Origin of the sequence: Leptotrichia sp. OH3620_COT-345 (genome assembly GCF_003932895.1) — a bacterium.
GTDB lineage: Bacteria > Fusobacteriota > Fusobacteriia > Fusobacteriales > Leptotrichiaceae > Pseudoleptotrichia.
The window spans coordinates 57920-84126 of record NZ_RQYW01000008.1; the positions used below are offsets into that span (position 1 = coordinate 57920).

The 26207-nt window shown below is 32.5% G+C and carries 25 protein-coding genes and 1 riboswitch; of the genes, 10 read left to right on the top strand and 15 right to left on the bottom strand.

Annotation, left to right across the window (positions count from 1 at the left end; translation table 11 throughout):
• Positions 1-139: 139 nt before the first annotated feature.
• From grdD to EII29_RS06245, 8 genes are all read right to left on the bottom strand, one after another.
• Entirely contained in the window at positions 140-1282 is a 1143-nt protein-coding gene (gene grdD / locus EII29_RS06210) for a glycine/sarcosine/betaine reductase complex component C subunit alpha (RefSeq protein ID WP_125236671.1), read from the bottom strand.
• Positions 1283-1292: 10 nt separating this feature from the next.
• Positions 1293-2810 (bottom strand): glycine/sarcosine/betaine reductase complex component C subunit beta, encoded by a 1518-nt coding sequence (gene grdC / locus EII29_RS06215; protein WP_125236672.1) that lies wholly within the window; start codon positions 2808-2810, stop codon positions 1293-1295.
• 55 nt (positions 2811-2865) lie between these two features.
• On the bottom strand, positions 2866-4176 hold the full coding sequence (gene grdB, locus EII29_RS06220) for a glycine reductase complex selenoprotein B (RefSeq protein ID WP_125236673.1): 1311 nt from the start codon (positions 4174-4176) through the stop codon (positions 2866-2868).
• A gap of 34 nt (positions 4177-4210) precedes the next feature.
• Positions 4211-4672, bottom strand: coding sequence for a glycine/sarcosine/betaine reductase complex selenoprotein A (gene grdA, locus EII29_RS06225; RefSeq protein WP_125236674.1), 462 nt, complete (start codon positions 4670-4672; stop codon positions 4211-4213).
• An 81-nt stretch (positions 4673-4753) separates the two neighbouring features.
• A complete protein-coding gene (locus tag EII29_RS06230; RefSeq protein WP_125236675.1) occupies positions 4754-6040 on the bottom strand; it encodes a glycine/sarcosine/betaine reductase component B subunit in 1287 nt (428 codons plus the stop codon).
• A gap of 48 nt (positions 6041-6088) precedes the next feature.
• The gene (locus tag EII29_RS06235; RefSeq protein ID WP_125236676.1) at positions 6089-6406 is read right to left on the bottom strand and encodes a co-chaperone YbbN; all 318 of its coding nucleotides are present in this window, start codon (positions 6404-6406) and stop codon (positions 6089-6091) included.
• Positions 6407-6498: 92 nt separating this feature from the next.
• Positions 6499-7443 carry a thioredoxin-disulfide reductase gene (gene trxB / locus EII29_RS06240; protein ID WP_125236677.1) on the bottom strand — a complete coding sequence of 315 codons (945 nt, stop codon included), beginning with the start codon at positions 7441-7443 and terminating at the stop codon, positions 6499-6501.
• A gap of 27 nt (positions 7444-7470) precedes the next feature.
• Entirely contained in the window at positions 7471-7842 is a 372-nt protein-coding gene (locus tag EII29_RS06245) for a GrdX family protein (protein ID WP_125236678.1), read from the bottom strand.
• Positions 7843-7936: 94 nt separating this feature from the next.
• A riboswitch (glycine riboswitch) is annotated at positions 7937-8039 on the bottom strand.
• Between the two features lie 534 nt (positions 8040-8573).
• On the opposite strand from EII29_RS06245, the gene EII29_RS06250 reads away from it, so the two are divergent.
• A complete protein-coding gene (locus tag EII29_RS06250) occupies positions 8574-9485 on the top strand; it encodes a TDT family transporter (protein WP_125236679.1) in 912 nt (303 codons plus the stop codon).
• A gap of 505 nt (positions 9486-9990) precedes the next feature.
• On the opposite strand, the gene EII29_RS06255 is transcribed toward EII29_RS06250, so the two are convergent.
• Entirely contained in the window at positions 9991-11124 is a 1134-nt protein-coding gene (locus EII29_RS06255) for an acyl-CoA dehydrogenase family protein (protein ID WP_125236680.1), read from the bottom strand.
• Positions 11125-11536: 412 nt separating this feature from the next.
• Between EII29_RS06255 and EII29_RS06260 the strand changes: the two genes are divergently transcribed.
• The 9 genes from EII29_RS06260 (at position 11537) to EII29_RS06300 (ending at position 18557) form a co-directional block, all read left to right on the top strand.
• Positions 11537-12214, top strand: a complete 678-nt coding sequence (locus EII29_RS06260; protein ID WP_233573270.1) for a YeeE/YedE thiosulfate transporter family protein — start codon at positions 11537-11539, stop codon at positions 12212-12214.
• 84 nt (positions 12215-12298) lie between these two features.
• Positions 12299-12526, top strand: coding sequence for a sulfurtransferase TusA family protein (locus EII29_RS06265; protein ID WP_125236681.1), 228 nt, complete (start codon positions 12299-12301; stop codon positions 12524-12526).
• An 18-nt stretch (positions 12527-12544) separates the two neighbouring features.
• Positions 12545-13096 (top strand): YeeE/YedE thiosulfate transporter family protein, encoded by a 552-nt coding sequence (locus EII29_RS06270; protein ID WP_125236682.1) that lies wholly within the window; start codon positions 12545-12547, stop codon positions 13094-13096.
• Positions 13097-13191: 95 nt separating this feature from the next.
• Entirely contained in the window at positions 13192-14589 is a 1398-nt protein-coding gene (locus EII29_RS06275; protein WP_125236683.1) for a rhodanese-like domain-containing protein, read from the top strand.
• A 23-nt stretch (positions 14590-14612) separates the two neighbouring features.
• Positions 14613-15167 carry a YeeE/YedE thiosulfate transporter family protein gene (locus EII29_RS06280; RefSeq protein ID WP_125236684.1) on the top strand — a complete coding sequence of 185 codons (555 nt, stop codon included), beginning with the start codon at positions 14613-14615 and terminating at the stop codon, positions 15165-15167.
• A gap of 4 nt (positions 15168-15171) precedes the next feature.
• Positions 15172-16128, top strand: coding sequence for an NAD(P)/FAD-dependent oxidoreductase (locus tag EII29_RS06285; protein ID WP_125236685.1), 957 nt, complete (start codon positions 15172-15174; stop codon positions 16126-16128).
• A 322-nt stretch (positions 16129-16450) separates the two neighbouring features.
• Complete coding sequence (locus EII29_RS06290) at positions 16451-16660, top strand: hypothetical protein (RefSeq protein ID WP_125236686.1); 210 nt, start codon at positions 16451-16453, stop codon at positions 16658-16660.
• Between the two features lie 781 nt (positions 16661-17441).
• Positions 17442-17954, top strand: a complete 513-nt coding sequence (locus tag EII29_RS06295; RefSeq protein WP_125236687.1) for a hypothetical protein — start codon at positions 17442-17444, stop codon at positions 17952-17954.
• 387 nt (positions 17955-18341) lie between these two features.
• Positions 18342-18557 carry a sulfurtransferase TusA family protein gene (locus tag EII29_RS06300; protein WP_125236688.1) on the top strand — a complete coding sequence of 72 codons (216 nt, stop codon included), beginning with the start codon at positions 18342-18344 and terminating at the stop codon, positions 18555-18557.
• Here EII29_RS06300 and EII29_RS06305 read toward each other — a convergent pair.
• The 6 genes from EII29_RS06305 to dnaB form a co-directional block, all read right to left on the bottom strand.
• Positions 18547-19434, bottom strand: coding sequence for a LysR family transcriptional regulator (locus EII29_RS06305; protein WP_125236689.1), 888 nt, complete (start codon positions 19432-19434; stop codon positions 18547-18549). The two genes, EII29_RS06300 and EII29_RS06305, sit on opposite strands and share 11 nt — an antisense overlap.
• Before the next feature lie 76 nt (positions 19435-19510).
• Complete coding sequence (gene glmM, locus EII29_RS06310) at positions 19511-20872, bottom strand: phosphoglucosamine mutase (protein WP_125236690.1); 1362 nt, start codon at positions 20870-20872, stop codon at positions 19511-19513.
• Positions 20873-20904: 32 nt separating this feature from the next.
• Positions 20905-22497: an ATP-binding protein gene (locus EII29_RS06315; protein WP_125236691.1), complete on the bottom strand. Its 1593-nt coding sequence runs from the start codon at positions 22495-22497 to the stop codon at positions 20905-20907.
• Between the two features lie 11 nt (positions 22498-22508).
• Positions 22509-23183 carry a response regulator transcription factor gene (locus EII29_RS06320; protein ID WP_021766961.1) on the bottom strand — a complete coding sequence of 225 codons (675 nt, stop codon included), beginning with the start codon at positions 23181-23183 and terminating at the stop codon, positions 22509-22511.
• Positions 23184-23369: 186 nt separating this feature from the next.
• On the bottom strand, positions 23370-24644 hold the full coding sequence (locus EII29_RS06325; protein WP_125236692.1) for a U32 family peptidase: 1275 nt from the start codon (positions 24642-24644) through the stop codon (positions 23370-23372).
• A gap of 100 nt (positions 24645-24744) precedes the next feature.
• On the bottom strand, positions 24745-26205 hold the full coding sequence (gene dnaB / locus EII29_RS06330; RefSeq protein WP_125236693.1) for a replicative DNA helicase: 1461 nt from the start codon (positions 26203-26205) through the stop codon (positions 24745-24747).
• Positions 26206-26207 lie beyond the last annotated feature (2 nt).

Sequence of the window (26207 nt, forward strand, 5' to 3'; positions counted from 1 at the left end):
CAACTTCCGCAAATCCATACAGAGATATTGTTAATTTTTTAACTAAATATTTACATAATATAAATATAGGGTATCATAATTCAAAAACCGAACCTATAATAACCTTAATTTTATAGGTTCTTTTTTATGTTTTTGGCTATTATGATAACAACCCTTCAGTTTTTAAAATTTCTTTAGACTTTTCCTTATTTCCTTTACTTACTAAAATGATAGGACCTGTACATCCCATTCCACTTTCGGCATAAATGTTGTGTTTCCACAATAATTTTGCGGCATCTTCCAGATCCATAATATCAACACCTGAAATTTGAGATGTTACAACTTCTTTCTCAGGCATCTTTATTTCCTCTGAAGGCTTTGTATCCTGTTTTTTATTTTTCATTTCAGAGAAAATTTTGTCCAATCCTGCATTCTGTGCTTTTTTATATTCTTCCCTTGCTTTTTCATTAACTTTTCCTAAAGCTACTTCATAACCATATTGTAAAGCTTTTGCAACAACAGGAGAACCTGAAGCTCTTGAAAGAATTAATATTCTTCTGTCATAATTTTCACCTACTCCAGGACCATATCCGTATCCCTGAGCCTCATAATCTCCTCCTGTAGTATATGAAGAGAAAATTTTCATAAAAAGATTTCCTGTTAATGAATCAGTAACCATTACATCAGGAGTTCCCATCAATAAATCATTACCTCTCATCACTGCTCCTCCATCAGCTCTCTGAGATTCGGTAAATTTAAAATCATACCCGTTTTTCTGAAGTTCAAGCAATACTTTTTCAGTCTGTCTTGCACCTTCTATGTTTATAATTCCCACTGTTGGCTGTTTTATTCCGGCTGATTTTGCAGTGGCTATTCCATATATCGCATTTCTTACCATTGCTTCCACTCTATCAGTTGCCGATGTACCTGTAGTAGTTGCTATAAACATCTCATTTCCTTTCCCCGGAGTTATTACTCTACCTACTGTGGAAACTCCAATAGGAAAATTATAGTGCATTGTAACACATGAGGATATTTCTCCTTTGTCCAACAACTCTTCCATTATTTTATGTGCTTCGTCTTCAGAATCGGTTTCATAGCTTTTAAAATCTTTATGACCTTTTCCTATTAAAACTATATCAAACAAATTATTTTTAGCCAGCTGTGCTCCTTTTATAACATTGTCAACACCGTGTTCACTACCTAAAGTTGTTATTCCTACTTTTATTTTTTCTCCGAAATTCCCTGTTTCAATAGCCTCCGCTACTTCCAACAACACTTCGGAAATTATTTTTTTACTCATTGTATCACCCCTACTCTTCTGCAATATTCTGAGCAAGTTTTTTAATTGATTCAGCTATTATCTTTTTAATTTCATCTTTAGACACTGAACTTTCTTCGGCTTTCATCCCTGTATTTCTTTCAGCTATGAATGATACACCGTCAAATAAGTTTGTCATTCTTCCTAAGAACAGACTTCCTTTTCCAACAATCATAGCTCTGTTTTTATTTCCTGTAGTCAAATCATCACAAAGGAATCCCACATAAGGTACTCCCGATGGAATATGTCCTTGTGTTGGAGCCCATCCCGGCAATCCTTTTTCTTCTATAAATGATTTCAAGTTGGCTTTTTCCATTTCTTTACGTAATACAGCCAGAGCTCCTATCATTTTATAGTTTGCTTCAGGTACATTCCCTGCACCCGCCGCCATTGTTATATCAGGATTCTGCATTTCTACGGAGTAAACATCTACATCTGTTATTTTTAATCCTGCCTTATCTAGTCCCGGAGTTACCAATGCTGATATAACAGCTTGTGGAGAAGATCCTGTTCCTACATTGTGTTTTCCTACTAAATCAGTTCTGATTATTGGATTTACACCATCATTTTCCGAAATAAGAACTGCAAATCCTCCAAGTACGTCTTCCAGTACGGGTATTCCTTTCTTAACATGATCTTTAGCGTTCATTCCAAGTTTTGCAGTTGCTCCTCCTGCAACTACCATAACATTTTTATAAACACCTGATTTAACTAAAGCGGCAGCACTTATCAACGCATGCGTAGGTGCCGCACAGAAACCTCTCAAATCAGACCCTGTGGCATTTGTAAGGTTGGCAGCTTCAGCTATAGCTTTGGCGAAGTTTCCTCCTCCACGCTGATTCACATCCCCACATGCTTCTTCTGAACATTCTATAACATAATCTATATCCTGAGGATTTACTTTGGAAGCTTTTAGCAGTTCCAACGCAGATATTATACCTGATGCTTTTACTACAAGATTTTCAAACATTACATGTGAATTCAAGTTAGGATCTACATCATGGGCTCTTTTAACATATCCCACAACTTTTCCGTCATGTACCAGTGGTTGATCCGCATCGCTCATATCACTGATATCCGAACCTTTTAACTGTCCGAATAAATGAGACAGTTCACTAAAATTTTTTTCTACTTTCGGTAATACTTCTTTTATAAATTCCTCTGACAACTTTACTAAATCAAAAGCATCAGATAATTTCATTATTGCTAAAAATTCATCTTGAGGAACTATCTGACCGAATTTTCCGTAACGATCCCCTTTCTGATCTTTTATATCATACCAAGGCATCGGATAAGTGTTCAATTCTTCAGGAGTTTTTTTCCCTATGTACACTTGATTCGGCAAATAATTAACTACTTCTTCGTATGTTCTTATATGATTTTTTATATTTTGCAAAAATTCCGAATCAGGATTTGTTATTTTTTCTATTGAACATGTCGAACCGCTTTCAATCATGTCCGGAGTATGAACTAGCACATATCCTGCTCCTTTAAATACTGGATAATTCATATTTTTATTTAGGGAAGGGCTATCCCTTCCCTATCTCCTTTCTGAATTATAAGATTTAATTTTCGAACACTGTCTGGCTTGTCACTTCTGTAGTCAGTGCTTTTAATGCTTTATCAACTAATTTTCTTCTTAATTTTTTTTCTTCTTCTTTTTCTAATGTTGGATTCCCCAACGGATGAGGTATCGCTATAGTCGGAACGATTCTGTTTGCTCCAACTGTAAGAGAAATAGGTACAACTGTACACATATGAACTACAGGTATTCCTGCTCTCTCTATTTCTTTTGCCATCGTTGCTCCGCAACGCGTACAAGTACCTCAAGTAGACGTTAAAATAACAGCATCTACTCCATCAGCTACTAATTTGGCACCAATTTCCGCTGCAAATGCTTTCGCATTGGCAACTGCCGTCCCGTTACCTACAGTAGTATAAAATTTTTCATGTAACTCTCCTACTGCACCTTCCTTTACTAAATCACGTAATACATCTACCGGCAATACACGATCTGAATCCAAATTGGCATATACAGGATCGTATCCTCCATGAGCTGTTTCATGTGTTTCTTCAGTTAAATTCTCAAAGTCCTTCAAGAAATATTCTCCATATTTTGAGGCTGAAGAGGATTCAATATGATCAGGATTCCCTTTAGGTACAATTCCTCCTGATGTCACTAAAGCGATCTTCGCCTTGGATAAATCTTTAACTGCCGCATTAGGCTCGACACGGTCAAAATTAGGCATCGGATATTCAGTTTCAAAAGATTCACCTTTTATTTTCTTTATAAGCATATCCACTGCACGCTTTGAACCTCTTTCTTCATGAAAGAAATTCACTCTCACTCCTCTCGGAATATACCCTTCTTCTCCCGGAGAAAGAATTTTTTCGCCTTTAGACAACTTTTGAGCAAATTTCGCCAATTTCGGCAGAGCATTTCTCATACCTGCTGCACTATCCGATGTTTCAATAATATATACATCTTTTTTATACATATCCACACCCGGATTTTCAATATACATAGCAGTTACAGACGGTATGTGCAATTTATCCTGAACAAGTTTAGTAATTGTTCCTGCGGCAACTCCATAACGACCTGCATTAAATGCCGGACCTGCAATAAATAACTGAGGTTCTAGATTTTTTATCATTTCCAGTAGAGTAATTTGCACTTTTTCCAGATTTTCATTGAAATAGCTGTCACCACATACTATCGTTCCCACTATCTCAAAATCTTCTCCTAATTGTCCTTGTAATTGTTGTGATATTGGCGGAAGTTCCTTTCTAAGTTCCGGTTCGATATGGGCTTTTTCTTCTCCTCCAACTCCTGCAAAGAATTGGTTTATATAATGTACTACTTTTATTTTAGACATTTTGCATTACCTCCTTAAAATTATCTAAACCGGATTACTCCCCACGCACTTCTTTCATTTCTTTTGAAATTTCTTCAACATCCAATACCATTTCCATCATTCCTACCTGTTCTTCATAAACAGAAGGGTCAACTTGTTCTTTCATCGCTTCTTCTACAATATGGTATACACCAAGATTTAATGCAACTCCTGCTAAAGGCCCTGCAAAAGTAGGATCTCCAACAGTTACTGTTTCAGCTGCTAGACCAGCAGCTTCGGCTTCTGATGCACCTAATAAAACTACAACGTTTTCTGCACCGAATTTTTCGGCAGCTTCTTTAACACGTTTTTGGTTTTCTAAGTCCATCGCACCTGCAGCCGTTCAGACAAAGCATTCTGTAGATGAAAATACTACTTCTGCTCCGTCTATAGTTTTTACACATTCTTCGATAGCTAATCCGGGTATTCCGTCTCTATCGCCGATAATAATTACTTTTTTATCTTTAAGACTACTCATTATCTTTCCTCCTAATTTATATATTTTTTGTTTATTATCTATAATTATTTAATTGAAAATTAGTTTTACTACACATCAGCATTAGTAAGTCTTTGCACTTAAGTATCCAAATCCTGTTTCATTTGTAGCTCCTGTAATTGCCTGAATTTCCACTTCAATAGTTCCGTCTTGTCTCAACGAATCTTGATTTCCTCCTGCAATTACATTTACCACATCTATATGTCCGATTACTTTATCCAATTTTGGTAATACTATTACCTGATTGGCATTTCCTCCTGTTACTACTGCATCAGCTTTCGGATCAGCATCTGCAAGACTTTGGCTTGCTCCATCCTGTCCTGCATACTCATCAGTTACAATAACAGTTTTTACACCTTCATTTTCAATTTTTTTACAGTTCATTATCAAGTCGGTATCAGGATTACCGAATCCTTCTTGAGAAACAATAGCAGCATCCAAGCCTAAATATTTTGTAAACTTCGCTGTCCAATTTGATGATCTTTCTTTATCTGCCAGATAAACATTCTCATTTGTTATGATTACACCTAGGAAATTAATTTCCTTTCCGTGTTTTTCATACAACTCTTCTATTACTCCGTTATTCAAATGAACGTAAGTAGGATTTTTATCACATGCAGACACACAATTTCCACTTACTATCGCTCCATCCATAATTTCTGTAGGATAAAGAAGTGTAGGAACTATCTGTTTTGCATCTACTCCGTATACGTAAGTATCATGCAACAAACCCTGTGTCTGAAGCATATACACATATCCCACTTTAGGCAAATCAGGATACTCGGCTATCTGCTCAAGTAAAGGTTTTGTTTCATATACTTTTACTTCTTCCGGTTCCAAATTTCTTGCCAATTCCCCCAAATATCTAGCTGCTTTAAATCCTATATAACGTACAGCTTTCTCATGCTCATGCTGCTTTACTCCTTCTGCCGGTTCAGCAATAACAACTAAATTATTTAACTTTGAGAATGGTGTGTATTCAGCTCCAATTCCGGTCATATCAATAATACCTTCTTGGAAACCTACAATTTTACCTGTAGTTACTACAGCCATACCTTTAAGGGCTATTGTTTTCCCTTCTCCTACAGTATCCACTTTTGATAAAATACCGGGAAATATTCCTCCACGACCTTCAGTCTTTACACGTGGTTCAATTACATCCTTTACAGGAGTAATACGTATGCTTTCTCCCGGTCGAGCTATTTCGAGATCCACAGATACGATTGCTTCATCATTCCATATTTCCTTAATAAGTTCTTCCTTATTGACATATAAAACATTTTTTTCAATTTTTGATTCTGAAGCAAATTGAATATCTTTTATATGAATCTTTCCTAATTCAAGACGCACGCTTAAATTCCTCCTTTACTTTGTAAAATAAGTAACATTTACAGTTAATTACAAATATTTTTTTATTAATGCTTCCACATTTTCTACAGTTGCATCGTCTTTTGTCACTTCTTCAAGTTTTTCACCATCTTTATAAACTGCTAAAGTAGGCAAGCCTAAAACTTTCTGTTTAATAGCAAGACGTCTTGCTTTTGTAGTGTCAAGAGAAGTAAATTTCATTTTACCTTCATATTTTTCAGCTAATTTATGAACTTCCGGCATTAGAGCTTTACATGGTACACAACCTTCACTCCAGAAGTCTACAAATACATATCCCTCCGCCTGCAACACTTCAGTTTCAAAAGTGTCTTTATCCAATTCCAACATTTATTTTTCCTCCTTTCCCTTATATTTTAAATAATATATATAAACGTATTATTTAGCAGTATTATTTTTCCCTTGTAAATAAATACACAAAATTATTCAAAATGCTCACTAATATATTTTTCAGCCATTATCGCAGAAACTGCACCATCCGCCGCCGCCGTAACTACCTGACGCACTTCCTTAATTCTGCAATCTCCTGCTACAAATACACCCGGAACATTTGTTTCAGTATTTTCTCCCGCTACAATATATCCATACTGATCAAGTTCGATTTTTCCCTTGAATAACTCTGTCTGAGGGGTATATCCTATAAATACGAACAATCCCATAGTTCCATCTTCTTCATCAGCTTCAACTTCATATACTTCTTCTGTATCCAAATTTTTAAATACGATAGACTCCAGAATACCATCACCTTTTACTTCCTGAACTACCGTTCTCGTTGTAATATCTATATTAGGAGTATTTTTGGCTTTTTCCAGAGTAATTCCTTCGCATTGGAAATGATCAAGCATATGAACTATATGAACTTGTCTCGCGAATTTCGACAGGAAAATAGCTTCTTCAATAGCACTGTTACCCCCACCTACTACATATACTTCAAGTTCTTTGAAAAAATCTGCATCACATGTTGCACAGTATGAAATTCCCTTTCCTGAAAGTTCTTTTATTCCCGGAGCATCCAATTTTCTCGGAGTAGCTCCTGTAGCTATTACTACTGCCTTCGCAGTATAAACTGTATCCTTACATTTAACAATTTTTTCTTTACTTGAAAAATCCACTTCTACAACTTCTTCTTTTCTTACTTCAGTACCAAAACTTTTACATTGCTCAAGCATTCTTGCAGTCAAATTAGGTCCTGTAGGATTTTCAATAGACCCCGGATAATTTTCAATCAAGTGAGTAATCGCCGCTTGACCTCCGTTCTGTCCTTTTTCCAAAACTAGTGTCTTCAGTCTTCCTCTTGACGCATATAATGCTGAAGATAAACCTGCCGGTCCTGAACCGATGATTATCAGGTCAAAATGTTCCGCCATAATCAGCCTCCTTAATTTTTTTGTCTGTTACTTGATTATTCTTTCTATAGCATTGGTAATCAGGTCGTGATCTATAACACTGAAATCTTCTTTTATGTTTTCCTGCCATAATGGAGTTTCTTTATTTTTTCTGAATTTTATAAAAGTTTCTATTGCATGGGATATTAAATTAACCGAATTAATATCTAAAGTATCTTTAGGTTCCAAAACTACTGATCTGTAAAGAGTTTCATTCGGTTTCACACTTCCATACATAGGATGAGTAAGTATCTCATAATTTTTATGTACATAATCACGTGCTATTTCTAATATTTTTAAATAACTTACTTCCCTGAAATCCACTTCTATGCCTTTATTTACATAATTTAAAAATTTAGGATTGTTTGTTAATAGTTTCACTTCCATATCTCCTTATTAAAATTACTCTCTGCCATAAAATCAAAAATAGGAAAACACTTCTGCATTCTCCCTGTTATAAATAACTCCAGAGTTTTGTCCAAACACAGTCCCTTTACCTGAGAATTTCATCAGCAGCTGCAATTTTGCCGACTTGTACCTTCGGTGCTCCGTTGTAGAGTCTCTCCTGTGTTCTTCATCCAAATAAATCAGTTATTATCTTCAATTAAGTTATACCCTGATTTTCTTAAAAAGTCAACAACTAAAAAATACATTTCTCATTTTGAAATTGAAGTGTATATAAATTTTAATTATAAGAATAAACCTTTAAAAAATCATTATATCCGTTTACTTACTTCTACATTTCCGTTTCTTACTCTGTTTCTTTATTACACAATAAATTCAAGATTTTTCCCAATATTTCAATTTTTTATTAAATTATTTTAATTTTTATTATTTTTTATTTTTTTAAATTTATAACAAAATTAAGATAAAATCTTTCCTCTTACTTATATTTTTTAATCTGATAAAAGTTTTCATTTTTTTAATTGTATTCTTAAATAATTACAGATTTTTAAGATCTTTTAATTTTTTTAACATATTTGATTATACTTATACTTGCTTTCCAATTAATATTCCATAGTTTACTTTTTGAAAAAATTTTAAGACTTTTAAAAAATTAAAAAATAGATTATAATAATTATTAATAAAACTTTATATAAAGGAGATTTGCTATGAAAGATTTTTTTAAAAAATATCCTGTTCCCATTTCGGGAATTGCTTTAGGATTGGTAACTTTGGGGAATCTATTAAGAAGCTATGGAGAGATTTACAGAAATGTATCAGGATTTTTAGCATCTGTTATTCTTATTTTATTATTAATAAAAATAGTTATAAATTTTCAAGAATTTAAAAAAGAATTGGAAAATCCTTTAATTGCAGGAAGTTTTGCAACATTTTCTATGGCTCTTATCGTTTTATCTACATATATCGGAAATAAAGAACAGGGATTTTTTCTTTGGATTTCAGGTATTATAGTTCATACCGCTCTTATAATATGGTTTACTTCATATTATTTACCTAAGCGGAACATAAAAACTGTTTTTACAACATGGTTTATAGTATATGTAGGCATTGTCACAATAAGTGTTACAGCTCCTGCATATAAACTGATATCTGTAGGACAGACAGCTTTCTGGTTCGGTTTTATTTCATATCTTATATTACTTCCCATTGTCTGTTACAGAGTATTCGTAATAAAAAATATCCCCGAGCCTGCATTACCCACATTTTCAGTTTTTGCTGCTCCTGCAGCACTACTTCTGGCAGGATATATAAGCAGCTTTCCTGAAAAAAATTTATTTATATTTTATTTTCTCATTTTTTTGACAGTTTTCTTTTACATACTTGTTATAACTTCCATGCCGAAACTGTTAAAACTGAAATTTTATCCGAGTTTTTCAGCTTTTACTTTCCCTCTTGCAATAAGCGGGCTTGCCCTTAAACTTGCAGTAGGGTTTATAAAAAATTCGGGAGGAAATCCGGCTTTATTGAGAAAATTTGTTATTTTTGGAGAACTTACAGCTATTTTTGCTGTTGCTTATGTTCTCATAAAATATTTCATATTTTTATTTAAAAAAGTTTAACATAACTTTATTGAAAAATAGTTTAATTTAAAAAACATTTTTCTTAATTAGAAGTTTATTCCATCTTTTGTATATCTAATTTCCTACTATAATATTTTAAATTTTAAAAAATATTTATTATACTTGGAAAATCTAAAACTTTCTTCACTCAGATATTTATTTTCTAACCCGACATAATTCACGTATTTTACGAATTTCTGAATGTCGGAAAAACCAAAAATAATATAAAGTGATTTTGCAATAAAAAATTCAATAAAAACAATAAATAAAATCCCGATACCCCAGATTGTTTCATAAGTTGAACAGCCTGAATGTCGGGATTTTTTCTTCATTAAGCACATAAGAACAGTGATAAATCCTCACGGAAAAATAATTTAAATACACATTTTAATTTTAATGTCTTTTAACATTTATTTACTAAATTATCTTTATATCTTCTTTCTAACAATAAAATTATTCAAAAACGAATATACATTATAATTTTGTAAAAACAAAAATATAGCTTTTACAATATATTTTGACCTGTAATCACTTTGGCAATCCAATTACGCAATACATCTACACTCGGAAACATGACAGGAGCCGCAAAAGCATCTCTTAAAAGTCTTGCAAGAGAATTTTTATTGTTATATGCCTGTCCTCCACCTATTCTCATAGCAAGAGTAGCTGAATCTACACAATTTAGAGAAGCGGTAACTCTTGCAGACATAATTTTTTCAAATGCATCTTTCTCTCCATTTTCCAAAGATTTTGCCGCTACTTCCAATAAACTTTCACTTATAAAAACATTATTGAAAAGCTGGGATAAATGTAATTGTACAGTTTCAATAGAAGCTAAGGATTTGTCTCCCGGATATTTTCTTGATAAAGTATGTTCTTTGGCAGCTTCATAAATAGTTCTTGATAATCCGGTATACACAGCTGCAAGACCTGTCATAAAAAATATAACATCAATATTTACAGGATAAATCTGATTTGCCTTTTTTCTATCTATATATACCGCATATTTATTGTCAAGTTTCATATTTTCCATATACATAGGACAGGAATTATTTCCTCTCATTCCAAGACCGTTCCATTCACTTTCCTTAAAGGACAATCCTTCAGCACCATATGGTATAAGCCAGTTTACCGGACCTTTTTCTTTATCTGCAGGAACGGAAATAAGATAATATGAAGCATGATTAGCCGAAGTAATCATACTTTTAGCTCCTGTTATGATACTGTATTCGTCTGTATTTTTTATTTCCAGTTGGGAATTGAAAACATGTACTCCTGTGCCGAACTCACTTCTTGCAAGAGTCATAAACTTTTTATTTTCAACTACATCTTTTATAACTTGATTTTTTATTTCTTCACGTCCAAATGTAAGTGTAAATTTCAATGCAACATTATGCATTGTATAACATAATCCCACAGTAGCACAAGCTTCTGAAAATGCACGCGTAACCTGTGCATGAGCTGTAACCTCTTCTCCGTCTCCTCCAAACTCTTTCGGCACAAGAATTTTAAAAAATCCTTCCTCTGCTATTTTTTTAAAAATTTCTTCAGGAAATTTACCTGTCTTGTCAATTTCTTCTGCAAAAGGCGCTATATATTCAACAGCAAATTCCTTTGCCCATTTGTAATAATCTTTCACACTTATCCTCCTTAATATAATACTATAATCTGACCCTGTATCAGCTTTCTGAATATTTTCCGTTTTTTCGAAATATATTCAAACTCTGTTTTTTCTCCTTTTATTTCCTGTGTTATATCTTAATTAATTCAAAAAGTCAATATTAAAAATTTAAAATAGATTAAAACGTCTTATTTTATCTACAGTCAAAATTATAATCCTGATTCATGATCTTCTTAATAATTATAGACTTTAAAAGTAATATAATTTTATTAAAATCTAATTTTTTATAATTTTTGCTATTCAAAATTTGAATAGTGTATTTTTTTTTACTTCTTCCCTATATTTTTTTTCAAAGTTATAATTTTATCAAGATACTGAATAAATAATTTTTTTAATTTATTTAATAACTATAAATAAGGAGGAATATTAAGTGAATAAAGAAGCGGAAAAAATAAATGTAACAAGATGTTCAAAAAAAAAGCCTTTAAAATCCCAGATTCCTATGGCATTAGTTCTAACAATTCTGATAATCGCCTTTGGATTTTATCTGAATAATTCCAAATTAGTGACTTACTGGATATTCGGAATTGCTTTCGGAATGATTTTACAGCGTTCAAGATTTTGCTTTACCGCTGCTTTTCGTGACCCGATTCTGACAGGAAGTACTTCCCTTACAAGAGCCGTTTTACTTGCAATTTCTATTGGAACAATAGGATTTACAGCTATCAGCTTCGGTTCAGTACTCTCAGGAGGAAAACCAGTCGGTCTTGATTCAGTTGAACCGTTATCCGTTCTCATAATTATTGGAGGAATTATTTTCGGAATCGGTATGGTTATCGCAGGAGGTTGTGCTTCAGGAACTTTAATGAGATTCGGTGAAGGCTTTGAAATGCAATGGATTTCTTTTATATTCTTTATACTAGGCTCTGTAATAGGTGCATGGGTAATGGGATTTTTAGAACCTGTTTTCAGAAAAAAAGAATTTGCAATATATTTACCTGATTATCTCGGTTGGATAGGAGCTCTCGTTTTTCAATTTTCCATTATACTTATTATTTATATTATAGCAGTCAAATGGCAGACAAAAAAAATAGGTTCTGGAGAATAATCTTATAACTTTTAAAATTCCTGACTGACATTATCAATTTAATTTAAAAAAATTATAAAATTATAAATCTATGGAGGTAAAATAATGAAAACGTACAATTTAGACTGTTTAGGTGAGGCTTGTCCTATACCTTTAATAAAGGCTCAAAATAAATTTAAAACTATGGAAGTAGGAGATATTCTCGTAATTAATGTAGACCACTCCTGTGCCATCAAAAATATTCCCGAATGGGCTGAAAAAGTAGGATATAATACTGAAGTGGAAGAAATTTCAGAAGGTGAATGGAATATTATAGTAGAAAAAAGCAAATAATTAAAAGGAGAGTAGAAAATGGAATTTTTCAATAAACTCAGTCAAAATATTATTTATAAAAAACTGATGAAAACTCCCCTATCATACAATGCAGGTGCAACACTACTCGGTGTAGCAGCTACCGCACATTTAGCCATATTTAACAAAGCTTGGGGAGTTACAGGAACTTTTACTGTCTGGGGAGCCAAATTTTTCCGTTTTATAGGTATTGAGACTACCCAATGGAATTACTTTGTTACCCATTCAGGTATGGGAAAATCTATTATAACTCCCTTTTTAAAAGATGGAGGTTCCATAAGAAATATAGGTATAATTGTCGGTGCAACTTTAGCGACTTTATATGCTTCAGAATTTAAAATCAAAAAAATAAAAGGAAAAAAACAGTTTTTCGGAGCAATGGCAGGCGGATTTCTTATGGGCTTCGGAGCCAGATTTGCAGCAGGCTGTAACATTGCCGCGTTATTTTCGGCTTTGTCCGCTTTATCCCTTACAGGTTGGTTCTTTGCAGCTTCTCTTTTAGTAGGAGCGATTATAGGAAGTAAAATACTTGTAAACTTTATTTTGAAATGATAAATCTTTCAAAGTAAATCAAAATACGGTATTTTCATAGTAAATTGTGTCATACATGAAAATATCGTTATATCATAAATAAGGAGAAACATATAATGAAATTAAGAATATTTTTACTTTTCAGCACGCTTACTGTTGTTCTGGGAATTTTTACAAGCTGTAACAATAATTCTGTTAAAGAAATAAAAACCGACGAACTTCTGAAGGTTCTCGATAATCCCGCTTACGTAATTATAGACACAAGAGAAGACAGTCTGTATAACGGATTTAAAGACGGAAAAGCTGAAAGGGGAGGACATATTAAAAATGCAATCCAGTTCAGCTGTGCTTGGCTTAATCACATTCAGAACGACAAGTTTGAAGGTTTTGCCGCAGGTAAGGGAATTACTAAAGACAAAACTCTTGTATTTTACGGTACCGATTTGGAAAATCTCAACTGTGTAAGTGCCGAATTTGCATCAAGAGGCTATAAAGTAAGAACATATAATGACTTTATCAATTATACCAACACAAAAGAAAATCCTATGGAGTCCTTTCCTAATTTTCAGTTCAGTGTTTCGCCTAAATGGGTAAACGCCCTTTTACAGGGAGAAAAGCCTGAAACTTATACTAATGATAAATTTATGTTGTTTGAAGTATCGTGGGGACCTCTGGAAAAAAGTAAAGGTTATGTTCAGCATATTACGGGAGCCTATCATTTTGATACTGACTGGATAGAAAATGCTCCTGTATGGAATTTAAGTGACCCTGAAACTATGAAGCAAAACTTATTGAAAAACGGTATTACAAAAGACAAAACTATCGTACTTTATTCAGCAGAAAACCAACTTGCAGCTTATCGTGTATTCTGGGCTTTAAAATGGGCAGGAGTGGAAGATGTAAGAGTTCTTGACGGTAATCTTATTACATGGACAGACGCAGGGTTTCCTACTGAAACTAAAGTAAATACTCCAAAACCGGAAACAGATTTCGGTACAGTAATTCCTGCAAATCCGCATATTAATATTTCAATGCCCGAACAGGCACTGGATATGCAGGAAAAAGAAGGATTAAAGCTTATAAGTAACCGTTCATGGGACGAATATATCGGAAAAGTAAGCGGATATGACTACATTCCCGGAAAAGGAGAAATTAAAGGTGCTATCTGGGGATTTGCCGGAACAGACTCAAGTAATGTTGCAGATTACTATGATCCTGACGGAACTTTGCGAAATCCCAAAGAAATTTTTGAATTATGGGTAAAACAGGGTATTAAAAAAGATGATAAACTTGCATTTTACTGCGGTACAGGATGGCGTGCAACCGTATCATGGTTCATGACTCAAATGGCAGGCTGGAAAAACAGTTACATTTATGACGGAGGCTGGAACGCTTGGCAGATGGATTCAAAATTCCCTGTACAGAAAGGTGCTCCTAATAATATGCAGAAACCCGACGCAGAAAATGACTTCGGTAAAGTTGAAGGAAAAGTCGGCGGTTCGTGTAAAGCATAACTACACCTAAGGAGAATAACCAAATGGAATTTTTTAATAAACTAAGTCAAAACAAAATTTATAAAAAAATAATGAAAACTCCTCTTTCCTATAATGCAGGAGCTATACTTCTCGGAGTTACCGCAACTGCTCATCTTGCAGTTTTCAAAGAAGCTTGGAGTGTTACAGGACCTTTTACAGTATGGGGAGCTAAATTTTTCCGTTTTATAGGTATTGATACTACCCAGTGGAGCTATTTCACTGCCAATCCCGGTTTAAAACGGGCTATAATAATTCCTGTTTTGAAAAGTGGGGGCTCCATAAGAAATATAGGTATAATCGTCGGTGCAACCTTAGCGGCTTTATATGCCTCAGAATTTAAAATCAGAAAAATAAAAGGAAAAAAGCAGCTTTTCGGAGCAATGGCAGGAGGATTTCTTATGGGTGTCGGAGCAAGACTTGCAGCCGGTTGTAATATCGCCGCTCTGTTTTCAGCCTTATCGGCACTGTCATTAACAGGCTGGCTCTTTGCAGCTTCTCTTTTAACAGGAGCGGTTATAGGAAGTAAAATACTAATAAATTTCATTATGAAAGAATAAAAATATGGATAAAACAAAAGAATTTTATGATGTTGTCATTATCGGAGGAGGAAGTGCAGGACTTACAGCAGGAATTTATTGCGGACGGGCAAAACTGAACACTCTTATAATTGAAAAATCTTTAATCGGAGGTTTGGCGACATATACAAATGAAGTAGAAAATTATCCCGGTTTTCCTGAAAAAATTACAGGAACGGAACTGATGAACCTGTTTCATAAACAGGCAAAAAAATTCGGCGTTAAATTCAAGCAGACTCCTGTAAGAGCTGTAAATTTAACTCATGAAAGGAAAACTGTCGAAACATTCAGAAACATATACGAAGCTAAAGCGGTAATAATCGCTTCGGGAGGAAAGCCCCGATTGACAAATGCTCCTAACGAAGAAAAATTTTTATACGGCAAAGGCATTTCTTTCTGTGCAACTTGTGATGCAGCAGCTAATATTGATAAAACTGTTATGGTTGTCGGAAATGGAGATTCCGCCATTGAAGAAGGGATATTCCTTACAAAGTTTGCTAAAAAAGTAATTGTTTCAGTTACTCGTGATGTGGGTAATCTCAAATGTCATCATGCAGCAAAAGAAGAGGCTTTTAAAAATAAAAAAATGGAATTTATATGGAACACAAGAGTACATTCGTTTGAAAGCAAAGGAGAATTTCTTGAAAAAGTAATATTGAAAAATACAAAAAATGATAAACTTCTTTCTTTTAAAGTTGACACATGTTTTCTGTTTATAGGATATAATCCGGATACTGAAATTTTTAAAAATATTGTTAATATGACTTCTGACGGATATATTCCTACAAATGAAAAAATGGAAACAAATATAAAAGGAGTATATTGTGTAGGAGATGCAAGAAACAAATCTTTAAGGCAAATTTCCACTGCTGTAAATGACGGTGCTATAGCAGGTTATTATGCTGAAAAATATATTTCTGAAAATGGAAACCGAACAAAATAATTCTATTACGTAAGTTAAAAATTTAAATATAGAATCTAAGTATAAATAATACTGACAAAAATAAATAAAATTAAAAAAGGTTATTTCGCAAAATGAAGAATAATTTATAAATTATAAATTTATATTTTTATTAAATTTTTAAAAATAATTATTATAAAACTTGTAAAATTATGAATTTTTCTATCTTCTCGAAATAGCCTTTTTTCGTTTTTTTAATATTTTTATGAATTTTTTAAAAATTGATTTCTCTCCTTATATGATACAGAATACAAAAAATAAGCCAATTATACAAGGCACACCTTAAAACTGAAGAGGGAGAGAAATGGTAAGAAACTTACAGCAAATCAAAGAAAATCTATCCAAATGGACACAAAGCGAACTTGAAAAAATGGTACAGGAAAACATAAACAATAAAGATAAGCTGATAGGAATACATTTTAAAAACCGGCAAAGAACTACATCTTTAGAAAACAAGGAAAAAGAAATTGAAAGAAGTCGGAGGAAAAATATTCGGACCGACAATCATGGTTAAATTATAAAAGTGCATATTTTGCCCTTTATATTGCACCTGATTATATTAGAAACTACTATCTTGAAAAAGACGGTAAAAATCCTCCTATATTGTATTTAGAAAAATTTCCGAAAGAATTTGTAGCAATAATATCCTTATCTGAAGTCAAAATGGGATTTTCCGATGGATTAAAAAAATAGGGAATAATATAAAAAGCGATATGAAAAAAAGAAATTTGAAAGAAGGAGAAAAATTCCATTTTCAATATGATGATGTAAAAGAAATAGTAAAACTACTCTTTAAAGGAAGTCTTGAATAGGGAACAACAACTTTACAAATAAAAAATATTTCAGGAACTGTTACTAAGAAAAATGGAGAATATGAAGTAAAAGTCAACTATAACCCTTCATTAGAAGATAGTTTTCAGGATGTCCTCGATTTATTTAATATTGAAAAAAATAAAAGAGAATTTAAAGGAGGTAAACCGTTTCAAATAAAAACAAAAGGTATTCCTTCATCATATACATTTTCAGTAAAAAATTTGGAACAGATATCTGAAGAATTAAAAAAAGCATATTCAAAAACGGTCAGACCGGAAAAATTATCCGAAGCAGTAAAAAAAATAATTAGAAATATGCAACATTATATCCGATAGATTAGGAGAACAATAAAATGAAAAAAAATTAAATATAAAAAAATCATTTTAATAACTATTGCTGTTATTCCGGGTATTCTTTCAAGTTTTTTTCCGGCAATAATAATCCTCTTCTATATCGGATTATATTTTGCTTCGGAATATACTATGAATGTTTTTGAAATAAATAATGATAATTATATTGTAAAAGTAATAGAAGAAATGGATCTTAGGGGAGCAGGAGTGGGAACGGACCTTTTTTCCTATGAAAATAAAAATAATAAAAAATATATAGGATGTGGAACACTCATTTTAATAGGATATGATACTAAAAAAGAGTATCTTTATGGAAAATCCGAGTATGGTGATAAGGAAAACGGTATCGGAATATATCAAGATAATAATATTTTAATAGAAAGTGACAATTTATATGCAGAACATAAAACTACAGAAGAAAGTGATTACAGTTTTAAACTTCTGAAAAAGCAATGTACAGAATATTTTATTTTAAATTTGAAAACGGGTGAATATAAAGGAAGTCTATCTGAAGAACAACAGCAAAAAATTCTTTCAGAGAAAGAAATTAAAACTCCAATGTTGCCAATACAGAATTTTTTAAAATTAAACGGAAAAAAAATAAAAAATTATGAAGAATATGAACCATGGATGACAGAACATTAATATGTTCGATAAATTTTCTTATAACTTTTGAAACCGAAAGTTATTTTAAAAATTTGAAGGGACTATCAAAATGAAAAAAAAGATAAATCTAAAAAAAAAATTTTTTTATAATATTTTTATATATTTTAGGTGTTATTTTCTTAAGTATTTTTTTGTAATAATGTTTTTTATGTATATTTTAATAACGGCATTAATAAATTAATATAAACAAAAAATAACATTTTAAAATAAAAATTAGACTATTTAGATATTCTGTTGTATAATTAAATATACAATGTATTCTATATAGTCTTTTTATAATAATTTTTTTAAATTAAAATTAATAAACCGACATAATTTTAATCAAAAATAACTGTAAAAATAAATCTTGAAAGGAACTTTAATTTTATGCTCAAAATAAACTGTCTTGGCTATAACTGTCCACTCCCTGTAATAATGCTACGTGAAAAACACTCTCATATTATAAGCGGAAAAAAAGTTCTTCTCGTAACTGATCACAGCCTTGCACTGCACAATATTGAATATTACTGTACACTGAATAAATTCAGATATACAACTGAGGAAGTTCTTAAAGGTGTATGGGAAATCACTATCAGTAAATAAATTTTGATATATGTTTTTCTATATATGAAATAACTCTTTTCAATCCGTCAGCTTCGGAAAATCTTTTTACAAGACTTATATTCTGAATAATGGAGAAATTATTAATGTTCACTATTTTAAGTTCTTTATTATAAAGTTCCTTTTTTATAGTTGAATAAGGTAGAAAAGCCAGACCATATCCATTTATTACACATGACTTTATCGCATCTATACTTTCCAGATTGTATGTAAATTTATAATTTTCAAAACCTTTTATATATTTTGAAACTGTTTTCGTAATTTCATTCTCAGTAGATATATTTATTAAATCATACTTGCTTAATTCTTTCACTGTTATAAAATCAGGATATTTTTTTGATATATTTGATGCAATAAGAAGTATTTCCTCTTCAAATATTTTTTTGCTTGTAAGAATACAGTTATTTTTAATATTTTCTGAAAGAAAACCTATATCACACCTTTCTCTTACAAGTTCTTCTTCTATTGTAAAACTGTCACTCCTGCTGTAAAGCTCCACAGATATATTGGGATAATGCTGCTTCAGATGATAAATCACACAAGGTAGAGAATAATTACACATTGTAGGAACTGCGGATATTCTGATTTTTTTTACATTATTTTTTTTATCTTCAAGTTCCTTTTTCATTTCATATAAAAGATTTTCAGACATGGAAAAATATTTATAAACTATTTTCCCTTCTTCTGTCAGTTCAATTCCTTTGTTACTTCTGACAAACAAAAAAACTCCCAGTTCTTTTTCCAGATTTTTCAGCTGCTGGGATAATGCAGGCTGAGAAATATAAAGCTTATCGGCCGCTTTGGAAATACTCCCTTCTTCTGCCGTTTTTAAAAAAAATTCACAAATCTCATTCAGCATTATATTTCCCTCCTATCTTTCAAAACAAATTTTCATATATTCTTGTATCAAACTTTTCTATATCCTATTTTCTTTATTATCCGAGTTCCTCTTTAACTTTTTCTATAAGTTCTTTAATATATTTATTCACTATATCCTGAGTTTCAGCTTCTACCATTACTCTTATAAAAGGTTCAGTCCCTGATGCTCTTACGAGAATTCTTCCTTTTCCATTTATTTCCTGCTCTTTTACTTTAATAAAATCCGTCAGTGCTTTATTACTTTCCCATGCAGCTTTTTTCTCTTTGGACACTGTTACATTCTGTAATTCCTGTGGCCATAATTTTATATCTTTTACAAGCTCATTTAAAGTTTTTCCACTTTCCAATATCGCTGAAACCAATTGAATTGATGATAGGACTCCATCTCCTGTAGTATTGTAATCAAGCATAAGAATATGCCCTGACTGTTCTCCCCCGAGATTGAGTCCGAATTCTTTCATCTTTTCAAGAACATATCTATCACCTACATTGGCTCTTATTAATCCTATACCGTTTTCTTCCAGATATTTTTCAAATCCCATATTGCTTGATACTGTGGTAACTACCTTATTATCATTTAAAAGACCTTTCTTTTTAAAACTTTCAGCAATTATAGCTATTATAAGATCACCGTCTATTATATGCCCTTTATGATCTACAGCTATAAGTCTATCCGCATCTCCATCATAAGCCAGTCCCAAGTCTGCATTATACACTTTTACTACATCCTGTAACAGTTCAGGATGGGTAGACCCACAATCAACATTTATATTTTTCCCATTAGGTATGTTATTTATAACTATTATATCCGCACCTAATCTCTGAAAAATTTTTGAGGCGACTCTATATGCCGCACCGTTCGCAGCATCAATCACTATTTTTGTACCTTTAAAACTTCTTTTTACTGTAGATTCAAGAAAATCAAGATATATTCTCATATCATCTTCCACATATTTAAATCTCCCTAAATCATCCCCCGATATTTGGTGTTTTAAAAGCTCTTCTCGATTTTCCATAAGAGCTTCGAGCTCTTCTTCAATATTATCAGGCAACTTATATCCATTTTGACTGAAAATTTTAATTCCGTTATCTTTTACAGGGTTATGCGAAGCCGATATCATTATTCCCGCATCAGCATTCAACTTCCTTGTGAGATAACATACTCCCGGAGTAGGAAGAACTCCTACAAAGTCAATATGTACTCCCATTGAAGTCAATCCGGCCGACAGTGCGGATCTTATCATATATCCGGATATTCTAGTATCCGTTCCCAAAATTACTTTAGGTTTTACCGCTTCTTTCTTATTTTTTTTCAAATAATATCCCAGAGCCAATCCTAAATCCGTTACAAGATCAATTGTAAGGTCTTTATTGGCTTCTCCACGCATACCGTCTGTTCCGAAATATTTTCTAGCCATTTTTCCTCCTAAATATTTTATTAATGTATATATTATTTCTTATTATTTACTATTTTTAATATCGATTTACTATTTTTAACTTTTTCAATAAGTTTTTCTTCTACTAAAGGAAGTACTATAGTTATTTCCGTACCTTTCCCGAGTTCAGACTTTACTTCTATTTTTCCATTATGTATTTCCACTATTCTCTTAACAATGGCAAGCCCAAGTCCTGTTCCTCCCGTAGCTTTGGTTCTTGATGCATCAACTCTGTAAAATCTTTCAAATACTCTTTTGGCATCTTCATCGGTCATTCCCACGCCTTCATCTTTTATAGTAATTCTTCCTTTATTGTTTTTCTTTTCCGAAATTATATAAATATTAGTATTTTTATCGGAATATTTTACTGCATTTTCTATTAATGCTCTGACTGCCTGTTGAAGTAGTGTCGTATCCGCTTTAATTTTATAATCCTCAGATTTTTCCAAATTAAATACGTGGTCTTTCACTGATACTACCGTATCGGAATATATCTGTTGAATAAACTCACTCGTATCTATTTCGGAAAAATTAGTGTTTATTTTAGTAACTTCTCCTTTAGCAAGAAATAAAAGCTTCTGTACAAGGCTTTTCATATTTTCCGCTTCATTTATTATGGAATCTATAGACTCTTCAAAAATTTCCATATCAGTAAGCCTTCTTTTCTTTATAATTTCCGCATAGCCTTTTATTATTGCCAGAGGTGTACGTAGCTCATGTGAAGCATCAGACACGAATTTTGACTGATTGTCAAAAGAAAATTCGAGTCTGTCAAGCATTTCATTTATAATCAATGTCAGGTTCTGTAATTCATCTTCCGTTTTCGGAACATCGATTCTTTTACTCAAATCATCCGTATTAATAGTTTTCGCTGTTTTTATAATACTGTTTACAGGTCTTAAAATCCTTTTACTTAACAGCCTTGACATAATTACTGTAATAATTACTCCTATTAAAGAAAATAGGACAATAAGAAGCTGTAATCTATTATATATTTTTGTTTCCTGATTTACATTTTTCAATACATAAATGTCAACTGTATATTCTCTTATGCCTGCTTTCATTTTTCTGCTTACTTTAAATACATGATAAATATCACTGTCAGAATCATTTTCCGCTATTTTTTTATCAGAAAGCCTTATATCTTTTCCTTTGATGTCATTTTCCTTTATATTGTTATTTTCTATAGTATCTATAATCCCCTGTCCCTGACTTGCCATATTTTCCCTATCAAGTCCCGTATCAAGAATGTCCACGGGAGTGACACTGTTCAATAATATCTGCCTTGTCTCTTCAGACTTTGCCTGCATTAAATAAAGATACTCACTGTCTCCGGGATTAAATGGACGTCTAAGATATACTATCCTTTCACCTTGAAGCTGTCCTGACGGTGATTCCCACTGAAATTGCTCGGATCTTGAGTAAACTGCCCATTTGTCAAGATATTCATTTAACTCTTCCTGTTTTGCTGCAGCAGCCATTTGAAGTGATCTTGAATTTTCTTTTTTTAGAATATAAATAAGTACAAAATTGGAAATTAATATTAACGCTAAAAATAGAAGAACGTAACTCATTGAAATACGGTCTTCTAATTTTATTTTTTTCATAGATTATCTCCTTATTTAAAAATAAATCCGATTCCTCTTACTGTTTGGATAAATTTTCTCTCATAAGGTTTATCCACTTTATCCCTTAAATATTTAATATAAAGATCCAGAATGTTGTCATTTCCTATGTAATCAAATCCCCAAACCTCTTCAAGTATTTTATCTCTCGATAAAACTATCCCTTTATTCAGAACAAGGAAATCAAGAAGTTCAAATTCTCTTTTTGAAAGAGATATAAGTGTTTCTCCTCTGAATACTTCATAAGTGGAATAATTGATTTTTAAATCTTCAAACTCAAATACTCCTTTATGATCTACCGTCTTTTTAGTTCTTCTTAAAAGAGCCTTTATTCTTGCAAGAAGTTCTTCATTTGAAAAAGGTTTCGTCATATAGTCATCTGCACCGTAGTCAAATCCTACTATCTTATCACTTATTTCGTCTTTTGCCGTAAGCATAATAATAGGTACTTGAGAACCTTCTCTTATTCTTTTACACACTTCCATGCCGCTCATTTTCGGAAGCATAACGTCAAGTAAAATTAAATCATATGAACCGTATTTTGCCATATTAAGACCTTCTTTACCGTCATAGGCGAAAAATACGTCAAATCCTTCAAATTTCAATTCTATTTCCAATAATCTGGAAATTTTCGGATCATCTTCAATTACTAATATTTTCTCTCTCATAATATCACCACTTCATTTTTTATTTTAATACATTATACACTAATTTATGAAAAAATAGTAGAGTATAATACTCTACCATTTTAAAATCGTGTATTTACCTCTTCACAAAAGAGTATATGTCATCATACTTTGATTTATTTTTAGATTGACTTTGAAAAAACTTAAACATTTTATTAAAATGACTTTCTATAAAGTGTTCTCTCCCATTTCCATATCACTATCCGATTGTCCTTCAGGCAATTTTACTCTTATTAAGTCCATCGGCTCCATTTTTACATCTGTTTTTACTATAGCAATCGTGTTCGGGTGAGCAACTTCGATAATTTCATTATTTTTAGTATTCAGAAAATTTTCTATTTTAAATTTTACAGGATCCTGCTTGGGTCTCATAAGTTCAAGAGTGTCAGCTGCAAATACACGATTTCTTATTTGCCATATATATCTGCTGTCATCCAATTTTTCTATTACCTTGGCTACCAGTTGATAAGTCTGACTGTAAGATGAACCTGTATTATAATTTTGATCCTCTTCTGTAGTTACACCGAGATAAAAGCCTTTGGAATACAGTCTATGACTTATTGTTTGAAGTTCATACAACCATTTCGGATTGTATTTATAATCCCCTGAATAATATGAATCTAAAGCCTGTCTGTACTGCTTGACAACAGTGGAATTATAATATATGCTTTTCATTCTTCCTTCTATTTTCAAAGAATCTACTCCTGTTTCAAGAACTTTATCTATAAATTCTATTGTACATAAATCTTTTGCATTGAATATAAATGTACTTCCATGTTCTTCAACAATGTCATGAGCTCCTTTTTCTTCATGACCTTCTGCTATCACTTTATAATTCCATCTGCAATCTTGAGCGCATATCCCTCTATTGGCATCACGTGAAGTAAAATAATTGCTTAACAGGCATCTTCCTGAAATAGCCATACACATTGCTCCATGTATAAATACTTCTATTTCAACATCAGGTACTTTTTCCTTAATTGTCCTTATTTCCGTAAGAGACATTTCTCTTGCAAGAATTACTCTTTTAGCTCCCATATCACGCCATGTTTTTACACTCATCCAGTTTGTATTATTAGCTTGCGTACTTACATGTATAGGTAAGTTCGGTGCATGTTCTCTTACTAACTGAAATACTCCCAAGTCCGCCACTATTACCGCATCAGCCCCATACTCATCAAGTAATTTGATAAATCTCGGCATATACTCTATTTCAGAATTATGAGCGAATATGTTTAAAGTCACATATATTTTCTTCCCTAAACTGTGAACATAATCTATTGCTTCCCTTAATTCACTATTTTTAAAATTTGAGGACATTCCCCTTAAATTGAATGCACTGCCTCCTACGAAACACGCATCCGCTCCGAAATGAAAAGCTGTCTTTAATTTTTCCATATTACCTGCGGGCGCAAGTAACTCAACTTTTCTTTTTTGTTGCATTTTCCCTCCTTGAATTTATATTAATTTAGTTATTTATACGTTATTCTGTATACTTCAGTTGTAATGAAAAATCACCCCGTTTTCATTCTTTTCTCATCTTTTATTCAGGATACATATTTGCACGGGCATCACTTATTACATTTACAAACTGTTGATAGCTCGGTCTGAATCCTAAAATTATAGTCCCTGTGGGTCCACTTCTGTGCTTTCCGATAATTACCTCCACTGATTCTATTTCGGGATTTATCTTTTCAAAACTGTTAGAATGTTGTCCCGTATAACTTTGAGGCATATTAGGATCATTAAATCCTTGACTTCCCTGCTGACCTTGATCTTCTTTCTGATAATAAGCTTCCCTATAAAGGAACATTACCATATCGGCATCCTGTTCTATTGCTCCCGACTCTCTTAAATCAGACAATATGGGTCTTTTATTTGTTCTTGACTCCACACTTCTTGATAATTGTGATAATGTAATAATAGGAATATCCAATTCTTTAGCAATAATTTTAAGAGATCTGGAAATTTCTGAAATTTCCTGTTCTCTACTTTTTTTTGAACCTTCTGACGGTGTTATGAGCTGTAAATAGTCAATAAGCATAAAATCCAGTTTCCCTTCAGCTTTCAATCGTCTTGCCACCGCCTTTATCTCAAGTATATTTACACTTGATGAGTCGGAAATATAAAGTGGAAGTTCGGATAATCTTCCCATGCTGTTTCCTAAGAGGGTGTAATCATCATTCGTCAATGTTCCGTCTTTTATAGATTTCAGCTTTATTTTTGAATCAATTGAAAGAAGTCTTTCAAAAAGTTGCTCATTTCCCATTTCCAGACTGAATATAAGTACATGTTTTCCTGATTTTGCCACATTTAAAGCAAGATTTAATGCAAATGCCGTTTTCCCCATGGCAGGTCTTGCAGCGAGAATTATAAGGTCTGAGCCGTGAAATCCGCTCGTAAGAGTGTCATAATCGGTAAAACCTGAGCTCATTCCTCTTAATCCCCCTTTATATTTGGACATTTCATCCAGACTGGAAATTTTCAGTCCCGCCAGTTCTCTCAATGAAACTACGTCTTTTTTCTGTTTTGATTCGGCTATTTTAAATATCATACTTTCAGCTTTATCAAGCATTTTGTCGACTTCATCATAGCCTCTGTAAGCCATTCTTGTGATCCTTTCTCCTGTTTCTATGAGTTGCCTCTGGACCGAACGCTCTTTTATAATCTGTGCATAAGTCACAGCATTGGCGGCGGTAGGCACTACATCAGTCAAATCATATAATATATCTTCTCCGCCTATTTCATCTAAAAGGTTCTGATATTCAAGGGAATCTTTAATAACAAGCACATCTATAATTTTCCCTGTATTATAGACATTAAGCATTTCATTAAATATTATTCTGTAATTATTTTTGTAAAAGTCTGCTGCCGATACTATTTCAATCACATCTCCGACAACATCGGGTTTTATGAAAATCGAACCGAGCAAAGCTTCTTCAGCTTCAATACTGTAAGGTATTTTCAGTTCGTTTTCATTTTTATTTTCACTGAATAATTCCATAA

Bases quoted from the DNA above. Each gene is read 5' to 3' on its own strand.
- grdD (WP_125236671.1), bottom strand. From the start codon at position 1,282: ATGAGTAAAAAAATAATTTCCGAAGTGTTGTTGGAAGTAGCGGAGGCT.
- EII29_RS06305 (WP_125236689.1), bottom strand. From the start codon at position 19,434: ATGCTGAATGAGATTTGTGAATTTTTTTTAAAAACGGCAGAAGAAGGG.
- EII29_RS06320 (WP_021766961.1), bottom strand. From the start codon at position 23,183: ATGAGAGAGAAAATATTAGTAATTGAAGATGATCCGAAAATTTCCAGA.
- EII29_RS06250 (WP_125236679.1), top strand. From the start codon at position 8,574: ATGAAAGATTTTTTTAAAAAATATCCTGTTCCCATTTCGGGAATTGCT.
- EII29_RS06295 (WP_125236687.1), top strand. From the start codon at position 17,442: ATGAATGTTTTTGAAATAAATAATGATAATTATATTGTAAAAGTAATA.
- EII29_RS06290 (WP_125236686.1), top strand. From the start codon at position 16,451: ATGGTAAGAAACTTACAGCAAATCAAAGAAAATCTATCCAAATGGACA.
- EII29_RS06235 (WP_125236676.1), bottom strand. From the start codon at position 6,406: ATGTTGGAATTGGATAAAGACACTTTTGAAACTGAAGTGTTGCAGGCG.
- glmM (WP_125236690.1), bottom strand. From the start codon at position 20,872: ATGGCTAGAAAATATTTCGGAACAGACGGTATGCGTGGAGAAGCCAAT.
- EII29_RS06265 (WP_125236681.1), top strand. From the start codon at position 12,299: ATGAAAACGTACAATTTAGACTGTTTAGGTGAGGCTTGTCCTATACCT.
- trxB (WP_125236677.1), bottom strand. From the start codon at position 7,443: ATGGCGGAACATTTTGACCTGATAATCATCGGTTCAGGACCGGCAGGT.
- EII29_RS06300 (WP_125236688.1), top strand. From the start codon at position 18,342: ATGCTCAAAATAAACTGTCTTGGCTATAACTGTCCACTCCCTGTAATA.
- EII29_RS06280 (WP_125236684.1), top strand. From the start codon at position 14,613: ATGGAATTTTTTAATAAACTAAGTCAAAACAAAATTTATAAAAAAATA.
- EII29_RS06275 (WP_125236683.1), top strand. From the start codon at position 13,192: ATGAAATTAAGAATATTTTTACTTTTCAGCACGCTTACTGTTGTTCTG.
- EII29_RS06325 (WP_125236692.1), bottom strand. From the start codon at position 24,644: ATGCAACAAAAAAGAAAAGTTGAGTTACTTGCGCCCGCAGGTAATATG.
- grdC (WP_125236672.1), bottom strand. From the start codon at position 2,810: ATGAATTATCCAGTATTTAAAGGAGCAGGATATGTGCTAGTTCATACT.
- EII29_RS06270 (WP_125236682.1), top strand. From the start codon at position 12,545: ATGGAATTTTTCAATAAACTCAGTCAAAATATTATTTATAAAAAACTG.
- EII29_RS06315 (WP_125236691.1), bottom strand. From the start codon at position 22,497: ATGAAAAAAATAAAATTAGAAGACCGTATTTCAATGAGTTACGTTCTT.
- EII29_RS06285 (WP_125236685.1), top strand. From the start codon at position 15,172: ATGGATAAAACAAAAGAATTTTATGATGTTGTCATTATCGGAGGAGGA.
- dnaB (WP_125236693.1), bottom strand. From the start codon at position 26,205: ATGGAATTATTCAGTGAAAATAAAAATGAAAACGAACTGAAAATACCT.